We start from the raw sequence: 13,711 nt of genomic DNA on the forward strand, positions 1-13,711 counted from the left end.
ATTCAGTGGTACCCCTTCTGGTTGATTTAAGTGAGTACCGACTGAATAAAGCTAAAAAGGCTTTAAAAAGTAAGTTGAAATTAGGGGGACAAGAGAATGAAGATTTTTACGGATAGTGGATGTGATCTACCAAAGTCTTACTATGAAGAAAATGATGTCGTGCTACTCCCTTTACGAGTGCAATTGAACAACAAAGAATATGATGATGTCATTTCCATTGATTCCAAAGAGGTTTATGATGGAATCCGTCAAGGTGCCCAACCCAAAACATCTCAAGTGTCGCCAGAGCTTTTTTTGAAGCACTTTGAAGATTTAGCTAAGAATGAAGAAGAAGGTATCTATATTGCCTTTTCATCAGAGTTATCCGGCACATATAGTACTGCTCAAATGATACGTAATCAAGTATTAGAACAATATCCTTCATTGAAATTAGTCATTATCGACTCTAAATGTGCATCACTAGGACATGGTCTTGTTGTGGAAGAGGCTGTTCGTCTTAGAAATTTAGGTACCTCATTTGAAGATGTAGCGTCTAGAATTAGCGCTTTCGCTCCTCAAATAGAGCATTTATTTACAGTTGAAGATTTGGACTACCTTGCTAAAGGTGGCCGTGTCTCAAAAGCTAGTGCCTTTTTAGGTGGCCTTCTAAGCATTAAGCCTATTTTAAATGTAGAAGATGGCAAACTTGTACCGATAGAAAAATCACGTGGTCGTAAAAAGGCCCTTAATCGTATGCTGGATTTAATGCAGGAGCGTGGAGGTAACTTTACGAATAAAATTGTTGGTATTAGTCATAGTGATGATATGGCCTTTGCCAATGAAGCAAAAGCATCCATTCAGGAGCGTTTTTCTCCACAGGCTGTTCAAATTACGATGATTGGCTCAGCCATCGGTTCACATGTGGGTCCAGGCACTATCGCGATTTTCTTCACGAATAAGAGCTATGAAGGCTAAACTATGGTAGCTTGGAATTGCCGAGCTATTGGAGTATTACTAAATGAAAACAAAAATAGCATGTTAGGATAACTCCTAGCATGCTATTTTTTGTGTAGATATTAAGAAGCGTCTTGTTCTTGACGACGAACTTTTCCTCGTTTAATGATGATTACAACAAAGCCAATAAAAATGACCCAAACTAAACCAAGGGCAACCATATACGGCATGTTTAGCCCCTCATCATTGCGAACCTGATATATCTCTACCATTTCTCTGTCTAAAATGACTGGATACACTTGCTTTTCGTTTATACGAACTTTTTCCTCATGTAAAATCCCGTTTAGCATTTTCCCTTCACCCAGTTGTTCAGGTGTTAAATCCACGCGCTGGGTTTTGCTCGTATTATTGACCATAATTACCCATTGCTCTTCATCCGAAGTACGTGTAAAGACAAGTAAACCATTTTCATTTGTAATGACGTTAAAATCACCATTACGTAAAGTGGCAGACTGATTTCGTAAGGATTGAACATTTTTAATATAGTCAATTAATTCTTCATCTGTTTTAAAGTTATAAAGTTGATGTGTATCAGGTTTAGCTTCCCCGTTCATGGCAATTTCTGTACCATATTGGACAACTGGAGTCCCTGGCATCATAAATAAAGCACCCATAGCCATTTTTAAACGTGTAGGTGGGAACATGTTTTCATTCGCAGAATCGAAAGTAAAACGGTGGGTTTCTAAAGAATCCACCATAATTTGCGTCGGTTTTTCTCCTGCAAACGGCTCTGTTAATTTAGATGAGTCCATATCAACGTTCTTAAAGATATTGCGATAAATTTCTGCTGTCGCTGGTGAGAAGGTTGCATCAAAATCAGCATCGCTCGCTTCATTTGTTATGACATAAAGAGATGATTTTGTCTCTTTTAATGCCGCTATCATTTTATTAATAAAATCCGTATCAGCATCAGAAATATGAGTTAATCGAATTCCACCAATATCATATGTAGAAACAAAATCGATTGCTGCTTGAATAAGTGCTTCTTGCACATCTGTATTCGTTAAATCCCATTGTACTTGTGCATTATTCGTAGAAGCAATCCAGTCTGCTTTCGCAGCATCCTTTGCCCATTCATGATTAGGACTTACATCATTGAGTGGAAAATCCACCATTATAGACATATTTTTAGCTTTATAAGCCTCTACAACACTTTGGAATTCTTCTGCAGTTCCAAAATGGCGTTCAATCGTAGAATAGCTTGTGAGCATGGATCCATCATATTTCTCTGTAGAATAAATAGGTCCAATGGAAACAATCGTATAGCCCATTTCACCGATAAATTTTAATTTATCTTGTAAACCTGTAAAATCCCCTCCTGCAAATTTCGAAGGGTCTTGCGTATTTGTATCAAAATCGTTTGTGCCCGAGCCATTAAAGAAACGGTCAACGAGTAAATCATAGATGCTCTCTTCTGCAATCGATGTTGTCGCTTTTTCATCCGCATGCGCTACAGGTGTAGTACTTACGAATGTAGTAGCTAGTAAAAGTGATGCAGCTGTCGCACTTATCCACTTCTTGAATTTCACTGTTATTCCCTCTCTTTCAAACCAATCCATCGTCATTTTACCAAATATCACTGTCACGTCGCTATCTTTTCAAAAGATTTTACGAAAATGCGGAAGGAATTACGGCAAAAAGGTGTCCGTTCCCTTCCATTTCAGTATGATCGCTGTTTTTAATAAAATAAAAGCCGCGAAGCAAATACTTCACGACTTTCACCAAATATTATGCTAAGAAATTTTGACCCATTGGTAGCTTGAAGCCTAGGAACAATGTAATCAATAAGAATACTGCAAATAAAATCCAAAACATGCCAGTTGGTTTATTTTTCTTTTGGCGTACTAAAACCATTTCCATCATACCAATTACTAGAATACCGCCTATGAATTTAAAGCCGTAAAGCATGCCCATGTTGTAATTCATGCCTTCAATGAATAATGCCCCACCTGTAATAATAATTAGTACATAAAATAGACGCAATGTCATATGTAAGCCTTTTGATTGCTTGCCCATTAGCGCAGCGATTAAAAAGATAACAATAGCTACTACCCAAGTAGTAATATGCAAATGCGTTTGGCTAGTTAAAAAACCCATGTTTGTCCCACCTCATTCATTTTTCTATCAAACTCTATCCTACCATGCGATGGAAAGGGTTTCAAACATTACAATAGTGTTCACATAATTTACACCATTTGTGACTTAGAAACTCCCTAAAAAGCAACTTACACGATAAGTACTAAAAAAATCCGCGGAGTAAAGACTCACGCGGATTCCCTATTATTATTCAAAATGGTTGACTAAAGTACCGATGCCTTGAATAGATACTTTTACCGTATCTCCAGCCTTTAAGAATTGTGGCGGGTTCATGCCTTTTCCAACTCCAGCTGGTGTACCTGTTAAAATAACATCACCTGGCTCAAGTGTTACATGCTGAGATAGGATAGATACTAAAGTTTCCACTGAGAACATCATGTCCTTCGTCGAGCCATTTTGGCGCACTTCATCGTTTACCTTTGTGACTACTGTTAAGTCTTGAGGATTTGGAATTTCATCCTTTGTCACAAGATATGGTCCAAGCGGACAAGTGCCCTCCAAGCTTTTACCTAAGAAGAATTGTTTATGCTTCTCTTGTAAATCACGAGCTGTTATATCATTGGCAATTGTATAACCAAATACATAATCATATGCTAAGTTTTTCGGAATGTTTTTACCACGTTTTCCAATGACAATCGCAAGCTCCCCTTCATAATCCATTTTCGATGAAAGGTCCGCGTGAATGGAAAGTGTTTGTCCATCTGCCGAAATAGCCGTTGGCGATTTTGTAAATACCATTAATTCCGTTGGTGCTGCTTCTGCCCCCATTTCTTTGGCATGTTCATTATAATTTTTACCTATACACATAATATTTTTGGGTGTACGTGGAATGGGTGAAAGCCACTCGATTTCTGTAAATTCACGTTTAAAACTATTAGCACGATCTGATTTTTCAGCTGCTTCTACTAATTTACGAATCTGTTCAACGAAATCAAAGCCTAGTGCAATACCATCTACAATAGAACTTGAAAAAGAAGGGAGAACTTGAAGTTCATTTTGAATAGCGAGTACATCCCATACCGCTTCTTCTTTTTTTACTTTTGGTCCAAAGCTTACATGTCCACCTAATTTGAATGATAAAATTTTCATGATTGAAAGAGCTCCTTCTTTTTTCTACATGATACAACAATATGATAGAAATTGCCTCACTTTTGCGACAATAATTTTATAAGTTGTTATATCTTCATAGATTATGCATGTGAAGCGGAATATATTATCACATTTCTACTTTTTCCTTATACGTTAATTTACGCCATAAAGCCTCTAAAGGACCTTGCTTCCATTTTGTGAACCAAATTTCGGCGATGATCATTTGCACAACAATTATTCCAATGGCAATGAATACGCCTGTTTCTACACTTACCTTCCCATACCAGCCAAAGCCAAATTGATAGAATAAACACGTGCCGATAATGGATTGCATAATATACATCGTTAACGACATCCGTCCGATTTTACCAAAAGGACTAAGTAGCTTAGGTACAATTGGCAACAGGCAAAGTAGCACTATGACCGCGACATAACCCACTGAAAGGATAGGGCCACCTATGTATACCTTTAAATAATCCAATAAATACGTCCGTGTAAACATAATGGGTAAACTTTTGATCGTTATACCTATAATCAACCCCGTAATCGCAAGTGCTAGCCATAGCCATTTTAATTCTTTCGCTCGCTCTACTAATCGCCATTTTGATGCAGCAGCCCCTATTAACATATACGGTAAAATAGTAAACAATGCCGCAAACCACATTCCTATACCTGCTTGTGTCGATAAGTCTGTTAAGCGTTGCAGAAAAGCATCTAGCCAGTTTCCAGTACCATAAGCTGTAATCGCCTTCTCTACAGATACAATATCTAAATAGTCATCCACCTTCGTATTAAATTGCATAATCCCAATGACAAATAACATAAAAACTTGCATCAAACCGTTAATCATAACTGCACTAACCACTAACCAAATAGGGCTTAAACGTAGTAAAAGCACTAAAAATATTCCGCAAAATGCGTACATCATTAAAATATCGCCCCACCATATTAGCACGGCATGTATGAAGCCAAAGGCAAATAATACAGAAAGTCTACGTAATCCTAGCGTATAGAAATTTTGCTCCCGACTTTGTGCTTTTTGCCACTGCATGGCAAGCCCATATCCAAATAGCATCGCAAACAGTGGGTAAAAGCTACTTTGTACATAAATATCTAAATTTTTCTGCCATACGATATCGGATGGTGTTGTAAACCAAGTTGCTAAATCAATATGCGGCATTGGCAAATAAAAGGTATACATATTTACGAGCAAAATGCCTACTAAACTAATACCTCGTAAAATATCTAATGTTGCTAGTCGATCCTGCAACATTGTCGGTTTGAACTCCACAAAATAGCCTCCTCTTAAATAGCAGCTATGGTTGAAGCAGAGCAAGCAAAAAATTGCATCCTCCGCTTTTCCATAACAAAAACTTATGCCTGTACAGTTTGTTCATTATCGAATAAATACAGTACTTTATCGCTTACTTTAATTTGTAAAATCGACTCAATAGCCTCACTATAAACACGAAGCTGAACAGCGTAACGCCCCATTATTTCTTTTGTCAGAGCGGGCTCCTTTGCAAAATGAGGCAAAATACGGTCTGTCTTATAATCTAGTAAGACCCAGTTGCCATATTCATCCTCAAACAAACAGTCGATAATCCCTTGGACGATTTGAGCATCCCCATCTTCATCTACTCTACTAATAGTAAATGGCATTTCTCTACGAATCTGTCTTGCTTGCTTAAAGCGTTGCCCAATTTCGGTATGAAAGAAATGAAAAACTTTCGCTATAGGGACGACTTTTCCTTCTGCCTCTGTCAGTAGCTGTTTTGCTACTAAGTCTGCTACAAAGCCTTTTACAGCTTCAATATCATCAAAGCCAAACTGTGGAATATGCTGCATCACTGTATGGACAGCTGTTCCTATTTCGGCACCTGTTAGCTGTTGATCCTGTAAAAACGTTGGTCGTGGTGCAATTGAAGCTGACGTCTGCTTAGCTGGAGTCGCAAAATAATATTCTGGCTCCTCCTGACGCTGTAAATTTTCAATACGTTTAATTTCACTAACCGACGTTTTAGAACGTTTTCTTGTTGATTTTTGATACGTATACTGCGCTTGAAAGCGTGTCGTTATTTCGGATAAAAGCGCCTCGTCCTCTTGTGTTGTAAGGAGTTGATGTATTTCATCATCAAATGCCTGTATATCATATGAATAATGTTTCGTATCAACCGGCTGTATCCACCAATGGGATGGACTGTCCAATTCCTTATATGAAGTCGTAGCTTGAGAGGCAAAGTCACCATGCCTTGCCACGGCTGGGCCAACCCAGTCTAGATAGCTATTTGCTCTAGCCCGCAAATATTCTTGAAGCGGAGCATCACTTGGTATATTTTGCGCATCCTTCCAGTTGTCTCGCGTTTTCTCCCAATTTTTCACGGAACCCACTAAAATCAGACGCTCCTTAGCACGTGTCATGGCAACATATAAGACACGCATTTCCTCTGCACGCATTTCCAGCTCTTTCTTTTCTTTCAGCGCCAAAAACGGTAATGAAGTATAAGTAATACGATTTTCTGGGTCAATGGCCTTTACAGCTAGTCCAAAATCTTGGTCGAATAAATAAGGATTATGAAAATCCATTTTATTAAATGGACGTCCCATCCCTGCGACAAAGACTACAGGATACTCTAATCCTTTGGAGGAGTGAATGGTCACAAGGCGTACTACATCGTCCTTTTCACCAACTGATTTAGCCGCACCTAAATCATCTCCGCGTGTGCGCATCCGATCAATAAAGCGTAAAAAGCGGAAAAGACCTCGAAAGGCTGTTTGCTCATACATTAATGCACGATCATGTAAAATCCGTAAATTGGCCTGACGCTGCTTACCGTTGGGCATTGCGCCAACCATTTCATAATAATGTGTATCTAAATAAATTTTCCAAATTAAATCTGATAGTGACCCACGACGTGCTAAATCTCGCCAATTTTCAAAAGCTAGCATAAAGCGTTGAAGTTTTTCAAACGTAGTTGTCTGTATCTCATGTCCTTCACTTCGGATAAATTGTCGGAGCGCATCATAGAAAGGTACCTTTGAATCAGCTAAACGGATTTTAGCTAATTCATTTTCTGTTAAGCCAACAAACGGTGCACGCAGTACGGAAGCTAACGGGATGTCCTGATAAGGGTTATCTACTACCTTTAGGACATTTAACATAATCATGACTTCCAGTGCATCAAAATAGCCTTTGGACGACTCTGCATAGAGTGGAATACCTGCTAGCTTAAATTCCTCCACTAAATCTGTCGACCATGTCATAGAACGCATTAAAATAACAATATCACTATACTTTAACGGCCTTCCTGTCAGTGATTTCGTGTCATAAACAGTTGTTCCATCCTCCATCATTTGTCGAATACGATCAATAATAAAACGTGCTTCATATTGTGACTTTTTTAATTCCTCTAGCTCAGTCACTTCTTCCGTCTTATCCTCTTGCTCGTCCACTGCTTCCTCATCCTGTGGAGGGTGCATTACGACAAGCTCAACAGGTACTTCTTTTTCATCATAGGGCGCTGCGGGCTTTAATGACGCATTGTCATCATAAAGAATTTCGCCAACACGCTCACCCATAATTTGTGCAAAAATATAGTTCGTCGCGTTCAATACCTCTTTACGACTACGAAAGTTGGCATTTAAATCAATACGCATGCCCGTTACATCAGGCGTTTCCAAGAACTCACTATACTTCCTCATAAAGAGCTTAGGTTCAGCTAAGCGGAAACGATAAATACTTTGTTTGACGTCTCCCACCATAAACAGATTACCATCCTGTTCTTCCCCTGACTTGACAAGTTGTAAGATTGTTTCCTGTAGCATATTTGTATCCTGGTATTCATCCACAAGTACTTCTTTAAAATGTTTTTTCAAATCAAGGGCTACGGGAGATGGCTGTAACTCTCCATCGATTTCGACTGTTAAAATTTGCAGTGCATAATGCTCTAAATCTGAAAAATCAATAATACCCCGCTCTAATTTGGCAAGTCGGAATTGCTCACTAAAAATCGTCGTCAATTCCACTAATGTGCCAATGATTGGCGCCATTAAGCGTATTTCTTCTAGCAATCGTGCAGGGGTGCGAATAAAATAGGTTTCTTTCATTTTATTCATAATTTTTTTCGCAGCTTCCCGTTTTTTCTTTGCAAGCTCCTGTAGCTCCACGTCTACTAAAGCATCCTTGGATACTCGTTTTAATGTAGACCATTTAACGGTCGCAAAATAATCAAAGAGTTCCTGCCACGTACCTTCCTGACTTATTCGAATCCCTTCCTGAATCATAGCAAAATCAATTTCTGCCGTTTCAGCGTAGGGGGCAGGTCCATCGGGTTGGAGGGTAATTGCTCGCATTTCTGAAATGAGGACAAAGGCTTCCTCTAAGCTATGTCGAACAGTCAATTTAACATAGTGAGATAGCTCTAAATCATCAATCGTCACTTCCTCCGCTAATTCATAAGCTTTTGGTAAGCTCCTTAGCCATCTCTGTGGCTCTGCGTGTACACGGGAAGTATCGTAAAGCTTACTTATCAGTGTTTCAATCGCTTGATCATCTCGATCCGATGTAAAGCTATCCACAAGTCGATAAATAGCTTGTATCTGTGTCTCTTCTTCAGAATCATAGGCTCCTTCTAGAACATCCGCGACAATATCATCTCTTAATAAAGCTACCTCTGCTTCATTAGCAATACGAAATCCAGGATCGATGTCGAGCATATAAGCATATTGTTTAACAATTGCTAAACAAAAAGAATGCAATGTTGATATTTGAGCCTTATTAATAAGACTCAGTTGTCTTCTTAAATGATTAGAAGTTGGATTTTCTACTATAGCCTTTTCTAGAGCTTCTGACATTCGATGGCGCATTTCAGCTGCTGAAGCATTCGTAAAGGTCACCACCAGTAGCTCATCTACATTGATGGGATTGTCAGTAGCAATAACTTTTTCAATCATACGATTAATCAATACCGCTGTTTTCCCAGACCCCGCCGCAGCCGACACAAGTGTATCCTGCCCACTAGCGTAAATGGCCTTCCATTGATCGTCTGTCCAAGAGACATCCGCTGGCTTTATAGGAATTGTTTGGACCATGCTACTCTATCTCCTTCCGAATTTTATCAACAATTTCATTTGGTTTCGTTTGCATCAACTGACGATAGTTTTGTTTACCATCAGATGGATCAAATTGGCAAACCGCGGCAAATTGACAATAGTCACAGGCTGTTTTGGATTTTAATTTATACGGGCTGATAGCAGTATCGCCAGACAAAATCCCATTCCCTGCCTCCTGATGCTTACGGCGTACGAAATGCTGTAGTCTTTTCATATCATTCACAGGCACAATGCGTGATTGCGATTCAGAAGGTGTACCATCTTTTTTCATATAAACAGGGATAATTTTTGAGTGTCCACTACTTTCCTCTAACTGCTCGTCCATCGATAAAATGGACTCAGCATTCTCAGACAGCAGACCCTTCATTTTATATTGCTTTAACCGGTCCTCTTCTATTTCACTATCCGTCATATCCTTATCTAGTTTTAACATAGGATTATGGACATGGACATACAGTACCCCAGCTGGTTCCGTTTCCCCTGGAAGCCAATAGGAGCTATTTTCCATTGCCACATCTAAATAAGTAAGTACCTGTAAAGACAATCCATAATAAACCTCATTTAAATCTAAATCTCGGGCTGATGATTTATAATCAACAATCCGCAAATAAGAACGGTCATCTATCGTGGCACTATCGATACGATCAATACGACCTCGCATAAACATTTTTTTACCACTAGTCAAATCAATCTCAAGAGGTGGAAGCTGTTCATGTTGCCCTGGCCCAAACGATGCCTCTATCGCTATTGGCTTAAAGTGAGACACATTCGCATGCTGTGTCAATGCCATCATCGTGCGCTCCACAATTCGAATAAGCTTCCGCTGAATATAGCGATAACGGGCACTAGATAATAAAATTTGATGGGAGAAGACAGGAACAATTTGCTCTACTGCTTGACGTGCCAACTGTTTAATTTGCTGTTTTGTTAAACGAATCCAAGATAGCTGCAGTCGGTGAGTTTCCTCTGTTATCCACTTTAATGCCTCATGGAATAGATCACCCATTGCAAAGGTTTCTAATCGGTACTCCGCACGTTCCTCTAAACGTAGTCCATACGTTGTGAAATGAGAAAATGGACATCTAAAATATTTCTCTATTCGAGACACACTAGATGTGAGTTTTTTCCCATATAGCTCTTGAGTTATATAGGTTTCCAATGGCTGTGCTTCATTTTTATGAGTAATCGGATAATGTACTCGTTCAAAGATAAGTGCCCAGTAAGGGTCCTGCTGATAAAATTTTTGTAACGCCAGCCATTCAGGTGCCAGTTCACGGCTATGCTCTGCCTGACGTAGTTGTACCATTAAATGGGCTAAAGCTGTTCGTGGATGGCGTAAATACGGTAAAGCATTTCCATCTAATAATTCTATTGGATCCATTACAACCCGCTCCGCTTGAACCCCACTTAACAGACCAGCTGTTTGATTATTTCCAATGAATTTTTTTATATAAAGAGACGATAACAGTGCCTTTCCTTCTTCATCTGCTGTAGGATACGTCAAATAAAGCTTATCTGACGGTGTTGTGACAGCACGATAAAATAAGAAATTCTCCTGTAATAAACGGTTAGAGGAGGTTGGTGCAAGCTCATAACCAATTTGACTAAACCATTCACGCTCTGTATCTGACAATAAACCCTCATATTCCATTCGAGTTGGATATACACCATCATTCATTCCTAAAACGAAGGCCACTTTAATATTGGATAAACGAGCTAAATCAACCGTCGCTACCATAACCTCATCTAATGTTGGTGGTATGCGAGAAAATTCTAATGTATCAAAGCCTTCATCAAGAATTTTAGCCGCTTCCTCCACTGACATCTCCTGCTCGCCAAACATATAGACAAATTGATCCAATACATGGATCCATTCATTCCAGGCTTGCTCATGTTCACTCGCTGCGAGTGCATCCCCACGCTCAAGCTCACGATCCTTCATAGCTTGAAGCTTCTCATATACTTGTAATGACTCTACTAGCTCAAATAAAGCAGTGGCAACATCCTTACCCGTTGGCGCCATACTCAGTTTGTCTTGAAACTCCTTTAAAGGCTGACGAATTTCGTCACGAATTGCCTCAATTTCTGCTTGCATCGCACGTTCTTCATCTGTTTGTACACGTGAATGGAACTCAAGCCCACGATACTTTTTATAAAACCAACGAGCCTCTTCAAACCAACGTTCGCCATAGATTCCTTGTGCTAAGCAATAGTTTTCCAATCGATCTGCTCGCTCACGCCAAATAGTTAGCTCTGCTTGTAAGGGGAAAAACAAATCTGTTTTTACACTTCGAAATACAGGTTCATACTTCCAATTAGACGTCATGATTTCTAATGCCGAACGACTAAGCTCAATCAAAGGATGATGGAGCATTGTTTTTTTAGTATTTGTAAAAATAGGAATGTCATATTGTTGGAAAATACTTGTAATCAATGGGTCATAAAGTTCTGCTTGTCGATATAAAAGGACAATATTTTGATAACGATAGCCATCTTCTCTTGTTAACTTTGTTATTTCCCGGGCAATCGCGTGAACCTCCGCTCGAAGATTCGATGCTTCAAACACCATTACATCTCCAGAAGTTTTTTTCGTTTGCGGCACCCTATTAGCAAAATTTGCCTCCACATGTTGTAAATCTTCAGATTGAAATCTTTGAGTATAATAAAAATGTAAAGGTGCCTCGACGTCTATGCCTTCTTCATTTGCAATATCATGTAGTCGCTGATTCGTTAACGCTGCTTCATGAAAAAGAGCCTGTTCATCAAAAGCTTCGTCTATATGATCAAACGGAAGAACGACGGTTACCTGTTTAGTTACCTTAAGCAATTCTCGTACCAGCTCTAACTCTCGCACTGTGAAGGCTGTAAATCCATCAATATAAATGGTTGCTTGCTTCATTGTTTCAGCATACTTCAAGTGCTCCGTTAATATCGGATAATAGCCCTCACTATCAACATATGTCGTACCAAGTCGTTCTTCTAATGCCTGCAAAACGACAAGTAAATCATTCGTTTTGGCTTGTAAGGTATTTGGCGCGTCAATCGCCTTTAAGGATTCTGTTACCTCAGCTAAAACAGAGCTATTGACACTATAACGACTAAATTCTTTTAAAAGTGTTTCAATTTCCTCCGTAAAACCACGTTTTCCAGCAGCTTGTCTAAATAAGGAGAACTCACTTTTTTGTTCCTCCAAAAGTTTACGAATCAGCATTCGATAACCATAGCCATTCACTTCTTTACGAGCAATACCACCTGTCTCCTGTAAAACGAGCCATGCTAAACGCTTAAACGTCATCACTTGCGCACGAATCAAGCCCTGCAAACCATGCTTATTCGTTAGCTCATATTCCGTAGAATAAGACATCTGGTCAGGAACAATGACAAAAATAGGTTGACCGAGTGGATCAGTCTTTAGCTGTTCAACAATTTCTTGATGAATAAATACGGATTTCCCTGTTCCCGAGCGTCCCGAAACAATTCGCAATGTCATATCGTTCCCCCTCCTCTATCAAATACTGTCTAACTATTTTGATTGCGTGTTAGCATCCATTCACTAACATTTATATATAGATTATTTTTTATCATTTCTATCACTTCATCTGATTCCATTGTCAGAGTGATTACGCTATAAACATCAATGAGCATCTATCTTAAATTCTATCGAAAATAACTAGCAAATACTATCTATCAACCTTCGATAGACAATAAAAACCAATGATTTCATTTCACAAAAAAACAGCCTCTTCAACAAATCAAAGAGGCTACAACTATTTTATCTTGCATGGTGATCCTGATTTTTCGTCAAATTTCGCGCTTGTTTTAAATCTCTTTCTACACGAGCATTCAAGCGCTTCTCAATTAGCTTTCCAATAAACCATAAAATAACAATCGCAACAGCCGCAATTATTAATTTCACAGGGCTTGTTAGTAATGATTTTAAATCATATCCCAATACACTCATCCCTAAAATCATCACGAATTTTCCTGCTAATAAAACGACCAAGTAAAACTTTTTATGAATATGGGATAAGCCCGCCACAATATTCACGATGACAGAAGGTGTAAAAGGGAAACATAGGAGGACAAAAAGAGGGCTTATGCCATTCATATCCACCCACTTAATAAGTTTCTGTACTTTTTTACTGCCAGTTATAAATCGCAGCCTTGGATGTTTACCAAAATGTCGGACAAGCAAAAATACCACATATGATCCAGCCGCAGAACCCAACCAAGATAATAAAAATCCAAGCCATAAACCAAATGCACTTGCATTAGCTACAACAAACACCACTAATGGTAGGAATGGTAAAAACGCTTCTAGAAAAGGTAGCAGTAAACCAATGACGGGGCCGAGTGTTCGATACTGCGCCGCAACAAGTTCAATATTTTCTACTGTAAACCATTCTTTCACTATCGACAC

At 39.0% G+C, this 13,711-nt stretch carries 8 protein-coding genes; 1 reads left to right on the forward strand and 7 read right to left on the reverse strand.

The window, feature by feature from the left end:
• Positions 1 to 96: 96 nt before the first annotated feature.
• On the forward strand, positions 97 to 954 hold the full coding sequence (locus AC07YC_RS12555; RefSeq protein ID WP_025116792.1) for a DegV family protein: 858 nt from the start codon (positions 97 to 99) through the stop codon (positions 952 to 954).
• A 101-nt stretch (positions 955 to 1,055) separates the two neighbouring features.
• Here AC07YC_RS12555 and AC07YC_RS12560 read toward each other — a convergent pair whose 3' ends face one another.
• The 7 genes from AC07YC_RS12560 to AC07YC_RS12590 form a co-directional block, all read right to left on the reverse strand.
• On the reverse strand, positions 1,056 to 2,552 hold the full coding sequence (locus tag AC07YC_RS12560) for an alpha-amylase family glycosyl hydrolase (protein WP_494919551.1): 1,497 nt from the start codon (positions 2,550 to 2,552) through the stop codon (positions 1,056 to 1,058).
• Positions 2,553 to 2,721: 169 nt separating this feature from the next.
• Positions 2,722 to 3,090, reverse strand: a complete 369-nt coding sequence (locus tag AC07YC_RS12565; RefSeq protein ID WP_012292941.1) for a YisL family protein — start codon at positions 3,088 to 3,090, stop codon at positions 2,722 to 2,724.
• A 186-nt stretch (positions 3,091 to 3,276) separates the two neighbouring features.
• Entirely contained in the window at positions 3,277 to 4,179 is a 903-nt protein-coding gene (locus AC07YC_RS12570) for a fumarylacetoacetate hydrolase family protein (protein ID WP_494919552.1), read from the reverse strand.
• A 127-nt stretch (positions 4,180 to 4,306) separates the two neighbouring features.
• Positions 4,307 to 5,470, reverse strand: a complete 1,164-nt coding sequence (locus AC07YC_RS12575) for a DUF418 domain-containing protein (protein WP_494919553.1) — start codon at positions 5,468 to 5,470, stop codon at positions 4,307 to 4,309.
• Positions 5,471 to 5,553: 83 nt separating this feature from the next.
• Positions 5,554 to 9,270: a helicase-exonuclease AddAB subunit AddA gene (addA, locus tag AC07YC_RS12580; protein ID WP_494919554.1), complete on the reverse strand. Its 3,717-nt coding sequence runs from the start codon at positions 9,268 to 9,270 to the stop codon at positions 5,554 to 5,556.
• Position 9,271: 1 nt separating this feature from the next.
• On the reverse strand, positions 9,272 to 12,781 hold the full coding sequence (gene addB / locus AC07YC_RS12585) for a helicase-exonuclease AddAB subunit AddB (RefSeq protein ID WP_494919555.1): 3,510 nt from the start codon (positions 12,779 to 12,781) through the stop codon (positions 9,272 to 9,274).
• A gap of 282 nt (positions 12,782 to 13,063) precedes the next feature.
• Positions 13,064 to 13,702: a TVP38/TMEM64 family protein gene (locus tag AC07YC_RS12590; protein WP_080709363.1), complete on the reverse strand. Its 639-nt coding sequence runs from the start codon at positions 13,700 to 13,702 to the stop codon at positions 13,064 to 13,066.
• Positions 13,703 to 13,711: the final 9 nt, after the last annotated feature.

It is taken from the genome of Lysinibacillus sp. GW247-5R2A (assembly GCF_059424475.1).